Origin of the sequence: Lacrimispora sp., from assembly GCF_046972725.1 — a bacterium.
Classification (GTDB): Bacteria; Bacillota; Clostridia; order Lachnospirales; family Lachnospiraceae; genus Lacrimispora.
In genome coordinates, this window is the sequence record NZ_JBKVXF010000005.1 from 97,834 (window position 1) to 115,103 (window position 17,270).

Consider the following 17,270-nt stretch of genomic DNA (forward strand, 5'->3'; position numbering starts at 1 on the left):
GTGTACATCCTTTATCCTATTTGGTCAAAGAACCTGCAATGTTATCAAATAACTCTAAATAGGTCTGTATGGATTCGTTGGTGTATGTATCGTTTGGCGCGTAAACAACCTGTCCTTTGGAAACAGCCGTCGTGTTCTGAAGTGCCGGAGAATTATTGATCACATCCTGAGCCGGAACCGCATCCTTTGCAGAAGATACAGCGGCATCACGGTCCAGTACAAAAATCCAGTCCGGATTGCTCTGTGCGATTGCTTCCACGGAAATGTCATCTCCCTGATGATCGGAAGTGGCACCTTCAACTTCTAAGGCTGACTTCCAGCCAAAGACTTCATACAGGGGACCCCATACACGTCCGGAAAGTGGTGCGGAAAAACCGATCTCACCGCCGGAAACTACAATACTCATCACTTTGTCGGTTCCATTGTAAGCAGATTTTGCTTTTTCAATGGCATCGTCAAAATCAGCAGTCAACTTCTCTGCTTCTTCATTCTTGTCAAAGATCTTCCCCAAGGTGATGGTGGAATCCTTCAGTCCGTTTACAAAACTGTCACCGGACTCACCGGCTTCTTTAGAAATCTGGAAGCTGAGATCAACAACTGCTGCATTTGGTACCAGCTTCTTTATGTCTTCATAGTAACTGGCAAATCTCTGGCCTACAATAACCACCTGAGGATCTGCTGCTGCAATGACTTCAAGATTTGGTTCATTATGGCTTCCAACATCCTGAACTTCACTGTCTGCTACATAAGGAGAATCTGCCGGCATGACCGCTTTTGGAACTGCCGCCAACTTAATTCCCCAATCTGATAAGGTTTCAAAGGTTCGGTTATCCAATGATACCACAGTCTCCGGATTTACAGGAACGGTAACGGTTCCATGAATATCTGTGACTTCAACGGTTGTGGCTTTTGCTGCCGTTGATTCCGCTGCTGTTGTTTCCGCAGATTCACTTGCCTGTGTACCTGCTTCGGTAGCAGCGGTGTTATTACTCTGGCTTGCACAGCCGGTCAGTGTCAAAGCAAATACTGCTGCAAAAACAGTCAACTTTGGTAAAATAGATTTTCTCATAATATCCTCCTGATAATGTTTTAATGGGAAAATAACCTTTTGCAGTTACTGCACCGGAATTCGGTTAGCAGAAACTAACTTATTCGGCAGTGTACCATATGAAACCATTATTGTCAACCTCTTACTTTGATTCGGATAACCTTTCAGCCTATCAATTAGCATACCCTTTTGTTTTGACGGTATCAAAATTGCAACTGTTGACAAACCAAAAATCCGGCACTATAATAGCTGACGTAATATTAATATTTCCATCTCGGAGGATATACGTTGTATGTTGGATAAGAGATCAACTTCTGTTGGTCTCTTATATTTTTTTCAAGAGTTAGATATGACTAACTTGAATTCACAAAAGAGGAGTGATTTTATTTGGTCCAGAGCAAGCGATTTGCAATAAACACAAAACTGATTTTACTTTGTTCGCTGTTTCTGCTATCTGTCTTGTCAATTATGGTCGGCGTAAAAGACATTGATTTTTTCCATCCTACATTAAATGACATGCATGTTATTTTTATAAGCAGATTCCCAAGACTTATAAGTATTATCGTCGCTGGATGCAGCGTCAGTATCACGGGTCTGATTATGCAGACCATTACAAGAAATAAATTTGTATCTCCAACCATAGCAGGAACGACGGATTGGGCCAGACTCGGTATTCTTTTTGCCATGCTTTTCTTCAGCGGTTCCAGTTCTATTGTACGGATGCTCTCAGCTTTTGTGACCTGCTTGCTAGGTTCTTACTTATTTATTCGCCTCCTGATGAAAATCAGAGTAAAAAATGAAGTATTAATTCCTTTGATCGGACTTATGCTTGGTAACGTGGTCAACGCAATCGCAACTTACTTTGCTTACCGCTATGATCTGGTCCAGAACATGTCCTCCTGGCTTCAGGGCAGTTTTTCTTTGATTTTGAAGGGCCGGTACGAGCTTTTATACATCGGCATTCCGTTTCTTGTTATGGGGTATTTTTATGCAGATAAGTTCACGATTGCCGGTATGGGTAAGGACTTTTCGCAGAATCTGGGGCTTAACCACAACCGGATCATTAACCTGGGTCTGGCAGTTGTTTCAATGATAACCGCTGTGGTTACTGTAACTGTGGGAGGACTTCCTTTCCTTGATCTGGTCATCCCCAACATTATCAGCATGATAAAAGGAGATAACTTAAAAAACAGCTTACTTGACACCGCCTTAATGGGAGCAAATTTTGTTCTTCTATGCGATATAATCGGAAGATTAATTATTTATCCTTATGAAATCCCCATCGGCATGATGATCAGCATTATCGGCAGCACCATCTTCCTTTGGATGATACTTAGGAGGAAAAAGAATGAAAACTAACTTAAAAATGAAACCGGCAGAAAAACATGCTGCAAATATACTTGTCATACTGGGAATAATTGCATTAATTGCTATTGCTGTATTTATTTTTCAAGGGCTTAACACCAATAATTTTGACTTTAACTTTCCAAGAAGGCTAAGAAAAATCGCAGCCATTCTACTGGTAAGCACCTGCATCGGTTATTCCTCTGTGGTCTTCCAGACAATAACTGAAAACAGAATCTTAACCCCCAATGTTATGGGACTGGATTCCTTATATATGTTTATCCAATCATTAATTGTTTATATGTTTGGAGCCAAACAATTGATGCTTATGAACAGTACCGTTCATTTTATCATATCGGTTGGACTAATGATGGCCGCCTCTTTGGTAATATACTCACTGGTTTTTCGCACAGAAGGGCAAAACATTTATACGCTTGTACTGGCAGGAATGATCATGGGAACATTTTTCAGAGGAATTTCTTCTTTCCTTCAAATGATGATTGATCCCAACGAATTTTCAATTCTTCAGGGGAAAATGTTTGCAACCTTTAGCAATGTCAACGAAAAGCTTTTGACCATTTCCTGTTTTACGGTGCTGGTATGCCTGCTAATTTCCAGAAAAGACATTGCCAAAATGGATGTCCTGGTGCTTGGCAAGGATTCTGCCATAAGTCTTGGTATATCCTATAATAAAACTATGCTCCGAACCATGATAATTATATCCGTCATGGTATCCGTTTCAACGGTTCTGGTCGGACCGGTCACGTTCCTCGGAATCCTTTTGGTCAGTATTTCCAGAGAACTTATGAAGACCTACCGGCACATCTACCTGATCTTTTGTGCCATACTGACCGGCCTTATCGCCCTCCCCCTGGGTCAGCTTGTGTCCGAACGTATTTTTAACGGAAAAACAACCTTAAGTGTAATTCTTAACTTTGTCGGGGGAATTTATTTTATTTACCTTCTGCTAAAGGAGAGCAAACAATGATAGAGATACAAAAGGTTACAAAAAACTATGGATCAAAGACTGTGGTAGACGAGATTACTGCCACCTTACAGGAAGGCCGTCTTACCGCCTTTATCGGAAGCAACGGTGCCGGGAAAAGCACCCTTCTTTCCATGATCAGCCGGCTTATGAAAATAGATAGCGGCGAAGTAACTATTGATGGTACAAATATTCTGAAATGGAACCAGGAAGAACTGGCAAAACAAATATCCATTCTCCGCCAGTCCAATCATATGAACCTGCGTCTGACCATCAGAGAACTGGTAAGCTTCGGACGCTATCCTTATACAAAGGGAAGACTCAACAAGGAAGACAATGAAAAGATTGACGAAGCCCTGGACTATACCGGCATCACTCAAATTCAGGACCGGTATCTGGACCAGCTGAGCGGCGGCCAGAGGCAAATGGCTTATATTGCAATGGTCATTGCCCAGGATACCAAATACATCCTTCTTGATGAGCCGCTTAATAATCTGGATATGAAACACTCCGTCCAGATTATGAAAATTCTGAGAAGATTGGTGGATGACCGTGGAAAAACCGTTATTATTGTCATTCACGATATCAATTTTGTCTCCTGCTACGCGGATGAAATCTTAGCTCTGAAAGACGGAAAGCTTATAAAAGCGGGAGAGGCTGAACAGGTCGTAAATTCCCGGATTCTTTCCGAAATTTACAGTATGCCCATCAGTATCAGCCATATAGACGGAAAAAATATCTGCATCTACTATACTTAAGCTTGTTTCCGTCAAATGACGGTTAACATAAATAAAAAACAATTAATACAGGAGGTTTTTATGAAGAAACTATACGTATCAGTTTTAGCTGTTTTGACGGCAGGTGCCGTTCTTGCCGGCTGTTCCAAATCCAACACAGATACAACAGCAGTAACCAAGGCTGCTGCTGCCGGCGAAACCACTGCTGCACAAAGCAAGGAAGAAGAAAGCCCTAAGACAATATCTGTTACCCATGACCAGAATACTGTTACGGTACCGGTTAACCCTAAGAGAGTTGCCGTACTGGATTACAGCGTTCTGGAAACAATTGATTATCTTGGTGCAACCCCTGATATGATCATTCCCCAGGATGATCTTCCCCACCAGCTGGAAAAATATAAAAGCGAGCCTTATAAAAATGCAGGTGATATTAAAGAGCCAAACCTGGAAGCGATTAATGAATTTAAACCGGATCTCATTATCATAGGCACTCGTCAGGCAGCTTTATATGATGAATTTTCCAAAATTGCTCCTACTGTTTACACCGATATTGATTACACCAAATACTGGAGTGAAGTTGAAAGGATCAACCTGCTGATCGGCGATATCTTCGAAAAGAAAGATGCTGTTGAAGCCAAGCTGTCTGAGCTTAAGGTAAAGTCAGAAGAAATCAAGGCTGCTGCTGAAAAAGACAACAAAAACGGACTTATTATTCTTACAAATGACGGAAGCTTAAGTGCCTTTGGTGTAGGTTCCCGTTTTGGCTTTATCCATGATCTGCTGGGCATCAAGACAGTTGATGACAACATTGAAGTGAGCAAGCACGGAATGGAAGTCGGCTTTGAATATGTTGCGGAAAAGAATCCAGACCTGCTGTTCGTTGTTGACCGTACCGTTGTAGTCGGCGGCAGCAACATTGCTTCCAAAACACTGGACAATGATTTAATCAAAGGAACTACTGCCGGCAAAAACAACAAGATCGCTTATCTTGATCCCAGCACATGGTACTTATCCGGATATGGCCTGGAATCCATCCCTTCCATGTTTGATGAAATAGCTAATGTATTAAAATAAAAAACAGGCTTTCTTCTGTGGCGTGCTTGTAAACTGCTTGTTTCACAATGTGCATTGCACTTTGTGGAAGATTTGTTCCAGATAGATTGGAGCAACGAGTTTCAGACACGCCCTCAATAAAAGAAAGCCTATTTTTTCTTGTTACTTGATCTTTCCTCCATGAAAACAGCACTCATAGACGGAAAGATTATTATAATATATTTCTTCGTTTCCCTGAAACCAATCCATATCTCCGCATATCTTACAGCTATACAGGTAGGCATTCTCCTGATAAAAGGCGGGGCCGCGAAATGGCTGCTCCTTTGGTACTGCCAGCAAAGCTGCCTTTAAAAAGTCTCCGTTAAAGTGGGGATTCATAGTTCTTCCGCAGTAATTCATTCCGTAGACAGGAATCCCCTTATTCCAGACGGCTTCTTCCCCCATAAAACATTCTCCCCCAAGATACGTATCCAGGTATAAAAAGTCTCCCTCCTCATATCGGAAATCATGAGAGCCGGGCCTTGCGGGTATTTCTTCTGCTGCTTTGGCCGCATAGGTCCTGCACTTTGCCTTTACAAGAAAATTCCTTAATTCGGATCTGCTGCAAGCCTCCTCTGGAATCAGGGACGTATGACAGGAGTCATTATCTTTTACCAGATGGTCGATGGTTACCTTAAAAAATTCCGATATGCCAATAAGATTGGATATATCCGGATACGCCTGTCCGCTTTCCCATTTTGCTATGGCCTGACGGGAAACGGAAAGCCTTTCTGCCAGTTCTTCCTGGGTCAGACCTTTGCTTTTTCTTAATACCAGGAGCTTTTCTGAAAAGATCATAGGAATCCTCCTCCGTTTTTTTACTATATTATCATAGAACCATATAACTTTTAAATCACCGGTCCGTAGCATTTTTTCTACGTTTGGCTGCATCAAACGCCTGTGATTGATGTATTATGAGAAAAATCCTTGTAATTTTAGTCATATCTGTAATATTAGTTGCAGAAAGACGTAATCTTTATTATAATTTCACCATAAGTAACAAAAAATGAAAAACATAATAGTATTACCATATAAGAAAGGATATGACATTATGGAAAAGATCACGAGCTTTACCATTAACCATTTAAAACTTCTTCCAGGCATTTATGTCTCCAGAAAAGACCAGGCAGGGGATACCCTGATCACCACCTTCGATATCCGCATGACCCGCCCCAACTTTGAACCTGTCATGAATCCGGCAGAGATGCACACCATCGAGCACCTGGGTGCCACATTTTTAAGAAATCACGAAAGCTATGCTTCCAGAGTTCTTTACTTCGGCCCCATGGGCTGCCGCACCGGATTCTATCTTCTTTTGACGGGAGATTACAAATCCAGGGATATTGTGCCGCTCATAACAGAGATGTATGAATTCATCCGGGACTTTGAAGGAGAAGTGCCGGGCGCCGCTGCAAGAGACTGCGGGAACTATCTGGATATGAACCTTGGAATGGCAAAATACCTTGCCAGAAAGTTCCTTGATTCCGTATTATACGGGATTGAAGATGAACATTTGATTTACCCTGAGAACGACTGATTTTCCCCCGCTTTTGCGGGGATTTTTTTAATGATAAATCTTGACCAATTAGGTTCAGTATGATAGTCTATAAAGTGGAGGTGTTACATGCTGATAACCAAGGAATGTGACTATGCGATACGTATCATTCGGGCACTGTCTTCCGGCGAGACAGAGAATATCCCTACCATTTGCGAGAAGGAACGGATTACTTCCGCCAATGCCTATAAGATTGCAAGAAAGCTGGAAAAATCAGGTTATATCAAAAGCTTTCGCGGAAGTGCAGGCGGATATGCCTTAAACTGCGATTTGGAGCAAACAACTTTATATGACATTATATCCGTCATCGATCCTAAGATGCTGCTGATCGAATGCATGCAGACCGGATATGAGTGTCCCCTACATTCTCACAATACCCCATGCCGCGTCCACCGGGAATTTTCCAGAATCCAGAGTAATTTAAACAAAGATCTAAAAAAGCATTCTCTGGCTCAAATTCTGGCAGAATAATTTTTTATTTTAATCTATACTTTTTTTGTACAGTTTCTTAAGGAGGAGAAAAATGAATCAATGTTATGGATGTAACACGTGTGAAAGTGCTGACAAACCTTTACAAGCCTTTATTTCCACACTGCCGATGGAAACCTCTCACCACCGTGTGGAAAAACAGAGTACGAAATGCGGTTTCGGACTCCAGGGCGTATGCTGCAGACTCTGTGCCAACGGTCCCTGCCGGATCACGCCCAAATCCCCAAGAGGAATCTGCGGGGCCAATGCGGACACCATTGTTGCAAGAAACTTTTTAAGAGCCGTTGCCTCAGGAAGCGGCTGTTACATACACGTTGTGGAGAACACAGCGCTTAATTTAAAAAATACGGCCAGGACCAGGGGCGAATTAAAGGGAATGGAGTCCTTAGAGCATTTGGCGCAGCTTTTCGGCATTGAGGAACCGGATGTTTATCAAAAAGCGGAAAAGGTGGCTGATGCGGTTCTAGCCGACCTTTATAAGCCGGAATACATGGAGATGGAACTGACGGAAAAGGTGGCCTATGCTCCCCGTGTCAAGCGGTGGAAAGAGCTTGGCATCATGCCGGGCGGAGCAAAATCCGAAGTGTTCAAGGGCGTGGTGAAATGCTCCACCAACTTAAACTCCGATCCCCTTGATATGCTTGTAGATTGTTTAAGACTGGGCATTTCCACAGGTATCTACGGCCTTACCCTTACAAACCTTCTAAATGACGTTCTCCTTGGTCAGCCAAAGCTTCGTCTGGCACCGGTAGGTCTGCGTGTCATTGACCCGGATTACATCAATATCATGATCACCGGACACCAGCATACTATTTTTGCCGATCTGCAGGAGAAACTCATCTCCCCGGAAGCGGTTGCAAAAGCCAGGGCCGCAGGAGCAAAGGGCTTTAAGCTGGTTGGCTGTACCTGCGTCGGCCAGGACCTGCAGTTGCGGGGAGCTCTCTATACAGAAGTCTTCGACGGTCACGCAGGCAACAACTACACCAGTGAAGCCGTGCTTGCAACCGGCGCCATTGATGCTGTCCTTTCTGAATTCAACTGTACCTTACCCGGAATCGAACCGATCTGCGACGAATTAAAGATCAAACAGATCTGTCTGGACGACGTGGCAAAAAAGTCGAATGCAGAGCTTATGAAATATGATTTTGACCATAGGGAAGAACAAAGTGAAAAAATCATAGACAAGGTGGTGAGCGCTTACCAGGAACGCCGGGGTATCGTTCCTCTGAATCTGTTCCCGGAACACGGAAATGATAATACCCTTACCGGTGTCAGCGAAGGCTCCTTAAAAGGCTTTTTGGGAGGAAACTGGAAACCTCTTATTGACCTCATCGTCTCCGGTGATATCAAGGGAATCGCCGGCATTGTAGGCTGCTCCAACTTAACCGCCGGTGGCCACGACGTACTGACGGTAGAACTGACAAGGGAACTGATCTCAAAAGATATTCTGGTTCTGACCGCCGGTTGTTCTTCCGGCGGCATTGAAAACTGCGGGCTTATGACTCCGGAAGCCGCTGAATTTGCTGGTCCTAAGTTAAGAGCCGTGTGCAAAACCCTTGGAATTCCGCCGGTGCTCAACTTCGGTCCCTGCCTTGCCATCGGGCGTCTGGAGATCGTAGCCACCGAGCTCGCCGCGGATCTTGGTGTGGACCTTCCAAAGCTTCCTCTCGTTCTTTCTGCTGCCCAGTGGCTGGAGGAACAGGCCCTTGCAGACGGCTGCTTCGGGCTTGCCCTGGGTCTTCCCCTTCATTTGGGCCTTCCCCCATTTGTAACCGGAAGCAGTGTTGCTGTCAAGGTGCTGACTGAAGGCATGAAGAGCTTAACCGGCGGACAGGTAATCATCAATTCCGATGCAAAGGAAAGTGCGGATATCCTGGAAAAAATCATTTTGGAGAAACGGACCGGTCTTAATATATAGGAGGTTGGCATATGGAACGGATATTCATTGATGCAGCCAAATGCGATGGCTGCAGGAATTGCTTTGTTGCATGTATGCAGGCCCACCGAAGGGACAGCGGCTCCATCTATGATCTGGATCTTACAGATCCCCAAAATGAAGCCCGCAACCGTATTGTAAGAGGCAGTGACGGAACATACACGCCAATCTTCTGCCGTCACTGCGACCAGCCGGAATGTGTCATGTCCTGTATGAGCGGTGCACTGAAAAAGGATAAGGAAACCGGTCTGGTGCTTTACGATGAAACACGGTGCGGCTCCTGCTTTATGTGCGTTATGAATTGTCCATACGGCGTTTTAAAGGCCGATACCAGCACAAGAACCAAGGTCATCAAATGCGATTTCTGCATGGAACACGGAGCGCAGCCAAGCTGCGCAAAGGCTTGTCCTACCGGAGCGATCTACGTTAGGGAGGTGAAGGGATGACTCATGTAATCATTGGCACAGGGGCAGCCGGAATCACAGCGGCTAAAACCATCCGAAAGCTGGAGCCGGATGTGAGAATCATTATGATATCTTCTGATGAATATGTGCATTCCCGCTGCATGCTTCACAAATATTTAAGCCATGAGCGGAACGAAAAGACTCTCTCCTTTATTTCTGAAACCTTCTTTGACGATGCCCATATTACCTAGCTGAACTATCAGGTACTGCACATTGACACCGTAAAACAGCAGGTAGAGCTTGAAGACCGGACAAAGATCCATTATGACCGCCTTCTCATTGCCACCGGAGCGGAAAGTGTGATTCCTCCCATTATGAATTTTAGGGAAGCAAAAAATGTGTTTGGGCTTCGCCATTTATCCGATGCCCAAAAGATCCGGTCCTATGCCGAAAAAGCTGACCGAATTCTCATCGTAGGGTCAGGACTTGTGGGAATGGATGTGGCTTACGCATTTCTTGAACAGAAGAAAAAAGTGACGGTTCTGGAAATGGCTGACCGGATTCTTCCAAAGCAGCTTGATGAAACTGCTGGAAGAGCTTATCAGCAGTTATTTGAGGACCATGGCTGCAAGTTTATTCTGGGGAGAAAAACCGTGTTAAGCACCATGCCTGAAACGGATGAGATTACCTCTGTCATGCTGGATGACGGCACGCTCATTGAATGTGACATGATCGTGGCCGCAGCCGGAGTCCGTCCCTCCACCGCCTGTTTAAACGGCAGCAATATTGCCGTGGACCGTTTCATCAAGGTCGATGAATGTTTAAAAACCTCCTGCGACCACGTGTATGCAGCCGGTGATGTAAACGGAATCGCAGGCATCTGGCCTAGTGCCATGAAGCAGGGACAGACTGCCGCCTATAACATGTGCGGGATAAAAACACCTTATGAAGACCGGTATGGCATGAAAAACACCATGAACTTCTACGGGCTTACCACCTTATCCATTGGAGACGGCATTGCAGACGAGGGCGATGAAGTGATTGTTCAGGAAGATTCTAAATGCTATAAAAAGGCCATTCTCCGCGACGGCGTACTGAAAAGTATCTTGATTCAGGGCCCGCTTGAGTACGTTGGAATCTATCAGTATTTGATTAAGAACAAAATTTCTTTAAAGGACGTGAAAACCGGTATCTTTGATTTGTCATTTGCTGATTTCTATGGCATTGATAAGACCGGACAGTTTGTTTACCAGACCGCTGGACTTTGATGATTTCATATACCTGCGAATGTTTTTGCAGAGGATCCGGTATGCAGACAGAGGTTAAAGGCCGTTATTACTGACTGCTTTTCACCTCTGTTTTGTTGCTGTGTTCTTTAAGCCCTCACAGGTCTTATTTGTTGGTTTATTTACTGTTCTGCATATTCCCTGGCTGCCCCCCTGGAATTATTATTATTAATAGAATATCATTACTCCTTTCTACTGACAATGTGAATCCTTCCATTTTTCTCTGCACCTCTCAGAAACTTCCAGTGTACTTCACCTGATAAGTGATGTAAAATATACTAAAATAAATAAGGGGTACATATAATGTCTAATTTTTATAATAATAAAAATGATTCTTATCAGAATGGTTTAGCCATAGGAATCTGCCTCGGGCTAATCCTGGGTTCTTTATTTAATAATCTTGGACTGGGAATGATTATGGGAATATGTTTGGGATTGTTGTATGATTATGGATATTTGAAGAAGAGGTGAGCAGTATCCGTCTATGTATGTTTTGATTCTCACCTCCATCGTTTGGAGAAAATGAACGTATATTGCAGGCTTTATATGAGCTGTCTTTATATCAAAAGCACGGTCGATTCAGATTAGACTGTGCTTTTGATATTTTATTAACTGTATACAAATTAAACTTTACTCATCTTTTAATCATTTATAAACTGAAAATCAAATCCTATAAAATCCGATTTTCAATCTATACATACAGGCCTGCCTTTCAGCTATGCCGGGGATTTATAGTGTTGCTTTACTGATTTCCTCAGGCATGCCGTACCAGTCATTTTTGTGCCAGGAATACCAATGCGATTTTTCTTCTGGCACTTTCCGGTCCGTTTCTACTGCCGTTATCACCCTTTTCAGAGAAGAACCTTTTAAAAGTTTTTGATAACTTCTTTTTCGTATGACGCTATCCCTATCCTCCAGCAAACACCTTCTTGATAAAAGACCACCATCATAGGAATCCTCAATTCCAGTAACTAGCAGGCTCCTGCCTTCATAAGTTACCTGATCTCCCATACTGTAGTTCCACCCACCATCTACAAAAAAGTACAGAATTTCATTTATTCTCCTCTTAACAGTTCTACTGGTGCTGCTGTCTAAAAAATTATGATTGCTGCCAAGACCAATAGAAATCCAAGCCGTTCCGCCTGTTGGATTTGGATATACAGGCACTCCAATGTGAGAAGATATCCGTTTTAAAAACTCCCAGTCCGTTTCCTCATACTGAATCAGAGGTGCTTCATAAACATCTGAGACCGGAACATAATCAATAATATCTCCTCCATTTGCCTTTACCAGTTCCCGGAACAGAGCCTTATAGGACTTATTCTTCCGCTGAAAGCTCCTGGTCTTCTTTTCGTAATCCATGAATATGGTTCTGCTGCAAAATTCCATGGACACATATGCCTGTCCTTCATATTTGATCTTTATTCCACACGGAACGCCGGAAAATAAAATCTGACTGACTGGTCCATCTTCAAATCTGATTGTAACATTTTCCCTCCAGCTTATATTGCTGCAGGCCTGCACGTCCTGATCCTGTACAATCCCCTCAAGCCATGCTTTGGAGTGGTCATAAAGACCTTGCTTTATTTTCAGCTTTGTTACACTTATCAGCGCAAATGGCAGTTCTACACTGATTAAATCATGAATTTTTGTTTTCACAGACATTGCTCTCCTTCCAGTTTATCTTTACGGGGATAAAACAAATCCCATCGCATAACAATTCTATGATGGTTCCATGGCGTAAGGACAGAATCCATCAAATACCTGAATCTTCTCATCCATTTTTAAATACCTCTCAAAAAAGTATTTCTGTTAAATTGCTTACAGTGTAAATATAAAACAAAAAACGACAAAAAAAACCTTTTATGTAAAAATTAACCAGCTTCATGTAATTATTGGTAACAGGTTTATATTATATGGCTGGTATTGCCAACTTAAATGAAATCAGTTGTCTATTAAAAACATTTACATTCCTTTACATTTCTTATTTTCACATTTATGACAGCACGTATAATCATACATATTTTTGCAAGTATCACACATACTAGCTGCATGAGGTGATCCTATGAATTTTCTGGCTTATTATGAAATTATTTTTCAATGTGTATTAATTTTGCTGGCTTTTTATTATGTATTTAAACGTGAATATAAGGTAGTGAAGTCCATTGCGCTGATCTTTGTGTTTTCATTTTTACCCGCGGTATCAAATGCTTTATTCCACATTAATATAGATACGGTCAGCGTCCTCATATATTTTGCCATTCTCTTTATGGCTATGTACCTTGGAAGCGCGCTTAAATTTTATGATAAATACAAATGGTGGGACCGGATCGTTCATTTTCTTTCGGGGGCCGGGTTTGTGGGCTTTGGAATTGCAATTGCCAGCTTAAACTCCGGAATCTCCAACTGGGGAGTAACCTTTTTTGGTGCCACATTTTCAATCACGCTTCATGTGATTTGGGAAGTGCTTGAATATATAAGCGATTGCCTGACCCATGGAGACGCGCAGCGATGGCAAAAAATACATGCAACCAATAATCATGTCTCAGAAAAAGCGATTCAGCCGGCCGGGCTGGTGGACACGATGAATGATTTTATATGCTGTATTGCGGGAACTGTATCTGCAATCATTATATGGCTGATTGTTTTATGATTTCTTATTACCCCCACGAAACCAGACCCATCAAAAAAACTACTGCCAAAATTTTAGACAGTAGTTTTTTTGATGGGTTTCTATGGAAATGGGATGCTAATTCCTCTGTGTATTCTCCGGATTTGGATCCGGGTACCATGAGCGGTTTAAATCCGTACCGCTGAAAATCCGCCTTGCTCCATTGGACTTTTGCATGTACATATCTTTATCCGGATAATAACAGGTATCCTCACTCTCATTCGTCCCAATGTCCAAAATAACCAGTTCCTCTTCTCCAGAATTATAAAAGGTATGTGCATTGTTTTTCCCTGCCGGCTTTGAAATAAAGTCACCCGGACCGACCTGCTGCTTTTCTTCATTTAACCGCAGCGTTCCCGTTCCTGAAAGTATAAGAAAAAATTCCTCCTGCTGGGAATGGCTGTGATACTGTGTACTGTATGCTCCCGGCGGAACATAATCAATGTTTACATAAAACTTCTCACTTCCGGAAGCTTCCCCTAATGACTTTGTCACCAGACCCACCGCATCACTCCAGATGAATTGGTCAGACAACTTATTCATGTTTTTAATATCCATATCACTCCTCCTGCACGTTCCATAATGAATAGTTCCCAGGTTATAACATTTACAGCAATATCACAAGCCGGTTGTAAATCCACAAGTTCCTTATCAGATAGATGATGATCGTTATTCTTATTGCTATTCTACCCAAAAATCTGGCTGCTGGCAATCATGTTTATTTAAGAATCTGCATGCTGTGCTGACTTTGATAAAAATGCCTAATCGTATCTCTGTTACATTTTAAAAGCATTTTAATATTGAAAGGCTGGGCATACTATGCTAAAATATACTTAACCCACTCATATATTAACCATTTCATATATAATCAGGAAAGGCAGCATCCTATGCATAATTATATCCATGTCACCGGAGCCAGGGAACGTAACCTGAAAAATATCGATATCCAGATACCCAAAAAGAAGATTACGGTTTTCACAGGGGTATCCGGTTCAGGAAAATCATCTTTGGTTTTTGATACCATTGCAGCAGAATCACAGAGACAGTTAAACGAGAGCTATACCAGCTTTATCCGCCATCGCCTGCCCCATTATGGAAAGCCAGACGTGGATTCCATGGAAGGTCTTTCTGTGGCTTTTATTATTAACCAGAGACGGTTAGGAGGCAATGCCCGTTCAACCGTAGGAACCATAACCGACACCTATTCTCTGCTCCGCCTTTTGTTTTCCCGTATCGGCAAACCGTTTGCAGGATATTCCGATGCTTTTTCATTTAATACCCCCGGGGGAATGTGCGACGGCTGCCAAGGCCTTGGAACCATAGAAGCCGTCGACCTTGAACGCCTGCTGGATAAAGATAAATCCTTAAACGGAGGGGCCATACGTTTCCCCACCTTTGAGCCGGGCGGCTGGAGACACGCCCGATATATTTACTCCGGACTTTTTGATAACACTAAAAAAATCAGGGATTTTACTTCCGAAGAGATGGAATTGCTGCTTTATGCCGACAATATCAAGGTAAAGAATCCAGATCCCCAATGGCATAAGACCGCACGGTACGAGGGACTGATTCCACGGATTGAACGGAGCTTTCTAAAAAAGGAGGATGGAGAAAAGGTCACATACAGCAAGGAGATCGAAGGCTTTGTATCCAAACAGACCTGTCCTCACTGCCACGGCGCACGTCTCAATGAAAAGGTGCTCTCCTGCAGGATTAACGGAAAAAACATTTCCCAATGTGCGGATATGCAGGTAAGCCAGCTGTTAGATTTTTTACGGTCCATCACAGCTCCTGCGGCGGCTCCCATTGTTTCTGAGCTGACCGGCAGGCTGCAGCATATGGCATCCATTGGACTGGATTATTTAAGCTTGAGCAGAGAAACCTCCACCCTTTCCGGAGGCGAATCCCAGCGGATAAAAATGGTCTGCCAGCTGGGAAGCAGCCTCACAGACCTGACTTATATTTTTGATGAACCAAGCATAGGGCTTCACCCTCACGATATTCATAAGATCAACGGACTTATGAGGCTTTTGCGCGATAAGGGCAATACCGTATTGATTGTGGAGCACGATCCGGATATGATCCAAATCGCAGACCATGTGATCGATATGGGACCAGGGGCCGGAATTCATGGCGGAGAAATTGTCTATCAGGGCGATTATGAGGGCCTGAAAGCTTCCGGTACTCTGACAGGAACCTGTCTGTCACACCGCCCCTTGCTGAAAGCAGAACCCCGCACGATTAAGGGCTGGTTATCTCTTTCCAATGCCACACTTCATAATCTAAAGAATGTCTCTGTAACCATACCAAAAGGAGTTATGACCGTTATAACCGGAGTTGCCGGTTCCGGTAAAAGCACTCTGATCAATCAGGTTCTGCCTGAATTTTATCCGGAAACGGTATTTATTGACCAGAAAGCCATATCGGCTTCCAGGCGTTCCAACCTTGCCACCTTTACAGGGATTTTTGATACAATCAGAAAGCTGTTCGCAAAGAGCAATGGGGTGAATCCGTCGCTGTTCAGCTTTAATTCCAAAGGTGCCTGCCCGGTCTGCAAGGGGCTGGGCGTTACCTATACGGATCTGGCTTTCATGGATACCATAGTGACCGTATGCGATGAATGCCGGGGAAACCGTTATACCGAAGAAGTATTAGCACTGCAGCTACGGGGAAAAAGCATTGGAGATGTTCTCAAAATGACGGTATCAGAAGCCCTGGAATTTTTCCAGGAAAAAGAGATTGTGACTGTGCTGAAACGGATCGCGGACGTGGGAATTACCTATATCACACTTGGTCAGCCCTTAAACACGCTGTCCGGCGGAGAACTCCAGCGGATTAAGCTGGCCTCTGAGCTGAAGAACCAAGGCCGGATTTACGTACTTGATGAACCCTCGACGGGCCTTCATATGGCCGATATCCGCCAGCTGATTCATATGATGAACCGTCTAGTGGAGCAGAATTCAACCTTGATCGTTATTGAACACAATCTGGAGATCATGTGTCAGGCAGACTGGATCATTGATCTTGGCCCCTATGCGGGGGAAAATGGCGGGGAGATTCTGTTTTCCGGACTGCCTAATGATTTGATCCATTGCAAAGGATCTCTGACAGGAACTTATTTAAAAAACTATATCAGGAATGGACAGGAGGATGCAAAATGCCATCAAAAAAACTAGAAGAAAACTATGTTCCTTTTCAATGTATGATTGTTTCCAATACCAATCGTTTCAACGTGGAAGGTGTTTCAACCGCTCAGTATTATATACTGGACACCCTTTTGAAGCAGGGACCGAAGACTGCCAGGGAACTGGCGGAAAGGAAAGGCATCTCCCAGTCGGGCATTTCCAAGCTGACCAAACGTTTGCTGGAAAAAAACTACATCCGGCAGGAAAGACAGACGGATGACCGCCGTTCCTATAACATTGTTCTTACCGACGAAGGTAATGCCTTTTTAAGACGGGTAGAAAATCTGGGGAATGAGATTATGGATCTGATTGAAAAAGCGCTGACGCCAGCGGAAGTGGAAACGTTTTCAAACATGTGCCGGAAGATTACGGATCTGTATGAAAAAAAGCAATAATTTTTATTAAAAAGCAACTCAGATATAACTGAAAACTGCCATAACTTTGATTATAAAACACCCGGTTATGGCAGAACCTTTACTATACAGTGTATGAATGTATCTTTTCGGTTAAATATTCCAGACCTTGATTCAAATTAATA

Annotated in this window: 15 protein-coding genes and 1 pseudogene; 12 read left to right on the forward strand and 4 right to left on the reverse strand. The window is 43.3% G+C overall.

What is annotated here, in order from left to right; translation table 11 throughout:
* Window positions 1-16 precede the first annotated feature (16 nt).
* The gene (locus tag ACLTWA_RS16095) at window positions 17-1,069 is read right to left on the reverse strand and encodes a siderophore ABC transporter substrate-binding protein (RefSeq protein WP_412328914.1); all 1,053 of its coding nucleotides are present in this window, start codon (window positions 1,067-1,069) and stop codon (window positions 17-19) included.
* Window positions 1,070-1,435: 366 nt separating this feature from the next.
* On the opposite strand from ACLTWA_RS16095, the gene ACLTWA_RS16100 reads away from it, so the two are divergent.
* Genes ACLTWA_RS16100 through ACLTWA_RS16115 form a run of 4 tightly spaced genes read left to right on the forward strand, consistent with a single transcriptional unit; the run spans window position 1,436 to window position 5,188 of the window.
* Complete coding sequence (locus ACLTWA_RS16100; RefSeq protein ID WP_412328915.1) at window positions 1,436-2,407, forward strand: ABC transporter permease; 972 nt, start codon at window positions 1,436-1,438, stop codon at window positions 2,405-2,407.
* Window positions 2,397-3,380 carry an iron chelate uptake ABC transporter family permease subunit gene (locus ACLTWA_RS16105; RefSeq protein WP_412328916.1) on the forward strand — a complete coding sequence of 328 codons (984 nt, stop codon included), beginning with the start codon at window positions 2,397-2,399 and terminating at the stop codon, window positions 3,378-3,380. Before ACLTWA_RS16100 ends, ACLTWA_RS16105 begins: the two co-directional genes overlap by 11 nt.
* Window positions 3,377-4,135 carry an ABC transporter ATP-binding protein gene (locus ACLTWA_RS16110; protein ID WP_412328917.1) on the forward strand — a complete coding sequence of 253 codons (759 nt, stop codon included), beginning with the start codon at window positions 3,377-3,379 and terminating at the stop codon, window positions 4,133-4,135. The genes ACLTWA_RS16105 and ACLTWA_RS16110 overlap by 4 nt, the downstream gene beginning before the upstream one ends.
* Window positions 4,136-4,195: 60 nt before the next feature.
* Complete coding sequence (locus tag ACLTWA_RS16115; RefSeq protein ID WP_412328918.1) at window positions 4,196-5,188, forward strand: siderophore ABC transporter substrate-binding protein; 993 nt, start codon at window positions 4,196-4,198, stop codon at window positions 5,186-5,188.
* 141 nt (window positions 5,189-5,329) lie between these two features.
* Here ACLTWA_RS16115 and ACLTWA_RS16120 read toward each other — a convergent pair whose 3' ends face one another.
* Entirely contained in the window at window positions 5,330-6,004 is a 675-nt protein-coding gene (locus ACLTWA_RS16120; RefSeq protein WP_412328919.1) for a DUF5680 domain-containing protein, read from the reverse strand.
* A gap of 253 nt (window positions 6,005-6,257) precedes the next feature.
* Between ACLTWA_RS16120 and ACLTWA_RS16125 the strand changes: the two genes are divergently transcribed.
* From ACLTWA_RS16125 to ACLTWA_RS16145, 5 genes and pseudogenes are all read left to right on the forward strand, one after another.
* Complete coding sequence (locus ACLTWA_RS16125; protein ID WP_412328920.1) at window positions 6,258-6,743, forward strand: S-ribosylhomocysteine lyase; 486 nt, start codon at window positions 6,258-6,260, stop codon at window positions 6,741-6,743.
* An 87-nt stretch (window positions 6,744-6,830) separates the two neighbouring features.
* Entirely contained in the window at window positions 6,831-7,232 is a 402-nt protein-coding gene (locus ACLTWA_RS16130) for an RrF2 family transcriptional regulator (protein WP_412328921.1), read from the forward strand.
* A gap of 52 nt (window positions 7,233-7,284) precedes the next feature.
* Complete coding sequence (cooS, locus tag ACLTWA_RS16135; protein ID WP_412328922.1) at window positions 7,285-9,168, forward strand: anaerobic carbon-monoxide dehydrogenase catalytic subunit; 1,884 nt, start codon at window positions 7,285-7,287, stop codon at window positions 9,166-9,168.
* Window positions 9,169-9,179: 11 nt separating this feature from the next.
* Window positions 9,180-9,632, forward strand: coding sequence for a 4Fe-4S dicluster domain-containing protein (locus tag ACLTWA_RS16140; protein WP_412328923.1), 453 nt, complete (start codon window positions 9,180-9,182; stop codon window positions 9,630-9,632).
* Window positions 9,629-10,858 (forward strand): annotated as a pseudogene (locus ACLTWA_RS16145) (NAD(P)/FAD-dependent oxidoreductase). The gene ACLTWA_RS16140 and the pseudogene ACLTWA_RS16145 overlap by 4 nt, the downstream one beginning before the upstream one ends.
* A 747-nt stretch (window positions 10,859-11,605) precedes the next feature.
* On the opposite strand, the gene ACLTWA_RS16150 reads toward ACLTWA_RS16145, so the two are convergent.
* Complete coding sequence (locus ACLTWA_RS16150; RefSeq protein WP_412328924.1) at window positions 11,606-12,535, reverse strand: hypothetical protein; 930 nt, start codon at window positions 12,533-12,535, stop codon at window positions 11,606-11,608.
* A 406-nt stretch (window positions 12,536-12,941) separates the two neighbouring features.
* On the opposite strand from ACLTWA_RS16150, the gene ACLTWA_RS16155 reads away from it, so the two are divergent.
* Window positions 12,942-13,529, forward strand: coding sequence for a hypothetical protein (locus ACLTWA_RS16155; protein ID WP_412328925.1), 588 nt, complete (start codon window positions 12,942-12,944; stop codon window positions 13,527-13,529).
* A gap of 96 nt (window positions 13,530-13,625) precedes the next feature.
* On the opposite strand, the gene ACLTWA_RS16160 is transcribed toward ACLTWA_RS16155, so the two are convergent.
* On the reverse strand, window positions 13,626-14,105 hold the full coding sequence (locus tag ACLTWA_RS16160; protein WP_412328926.1) for a cupin domain-containing protein: 480 nt from the start codon (window positions 14,103-14,105) through the stop codon (window positions 13,626-13,628).
* 329 nt (window positions 14,106-14,434) lie between these two features.
* Between ACLTWA_RS16160 and ACLTWA_RS16165 the strand changes: the two genes are divergently transcribed.
* Window positions 14,435-16,723 carry an ATP-binding cassette domain-containing protein gene (locus ACLTWA_RS16165; RefSeq protein ID WP_412328927.1) on the forward strand — a complete coding sequence of 763 codons (2,289 nt, stop codon included), beginning with the start codon at window positions 14,435-14,437 and terminating at the stop codon, window positions 16,721-16,723.
* Complete coding sequence (locus ACLTWA_RS16170; protein ID WP_412328928.1) at window positions 16,705-17,127, forward strand: MarR family winged helix-turn-helix transcriptional regulator; 423 nt, start codon at window positions 16,705-16,707, stop codon at window positions 17,125-17,127. The genes ACLTWA_RS16165 and ACLTWA_RS16170 overlap by 19 nt, the downstream gene beginning before the upstream one ends.
* Window positions 17,128-17,270 lie beyond the last annotated feature (143 nt).

What these genes read in the sequence shown, in the direction of transcription:
- ACLTWA_RS16095 (WP_412328914.1), bottom strand. Translation starts at nt 1,069, where the DNA reads ATGAGAAAATCTATTTTACCAAAGTTGACTGTTTTTGCAGCAGTATTT.
- ACLTWA_RS16105 (WP_412328916.1), top strand. Translation starts at nt 2,397, where the DNA reads ATGAAAACTAACTTAAAAATGAAACCGGCAGAAAAACATGCTGCAAAT.
- ACLTWA_RS16110 (WP_412328917.1), top strand. Translation starts at nt 3,377, where the DNA reads ATGATAGAGATACAAAAGGTTACAAAAAACTATGGATCAAAGACTGTG.
- ACLTWA_RS16115 (WP_412328918.1), top strand. Translation starts at nt 4,196, where the DNA reads ATGAAGAAACTATACGTATCAGTTTTAGCTGTTTTGACGGCAGGTGCC.
- ACLTWA_RS16120 (WP_412328919.1), bottom strand. Translation starts at nt 6,004, where the DNA reads ATGATCTTTTCAGAAAAGCTCCTGGTATTAAGAAAAAGCAAAGGTCTG.
- ACLTWA_RS16125 (WP_412328920.1), top strand. Translation starts at nt 6,258, where the DNA reads ATGGAAAAGATCACGAGCTTTACCATTAACCATTTAAAACTTCTTCCA.
- ACLTWA_RS16130 (WP_412328921.1), top strand. Translation starts at nt 6,831, where the DNA reads ATGCTGATAACCAAGGAATGTGACTATGCGATACGTATCATTCGGGCA.
- cooS (WP_412328922.1), top strand. Translation starts at nt 7,285, where the DNA reads ATGAATCAATGTTATGGATGTAACACGTGTGAAAGTGCTGACAAACCT.
- ACLTWA_RS16140 (WP_412328923.1), top strand. Translation starts at nt 9,180, where the DNA reads ATGGAACGGATATTCATTGATGCAGCCAAATGCGATGGCTGCAGGAAT.
- ACLTWA_RS16155 (WP_412328925.1), top strand. Translation starts at nt 12,942, where the DNA reads ATGAATTTTCTGGCTTATTATGAAATTATTTTTCAATGTGTATTAATT.
- ACLTWA_RS16160 (WP_412328926.1), bottom strand. Translation starts at nt 14,105, where the DNA reads ATGGATATTAAAAACATGAATAAGTTGTCTGACCAATTCATCTGGAGT.
- ACLTWA_RS16165 (WP_412328927.1), top strand. Translation starts at nt 14,435, where the DNA reads ATGCATAATTATATCCATGTCACCGGAGCCAGGGAACGTAACCTGAAA.
- ACLTWA_RS16170 (WP_412328928.1), top strand. Translation starts at nt 16,705, where the DNA reads ATGCCATCAAAAAAACTAGAAGAAAACTATGTTCCTTTTCAATGTATG.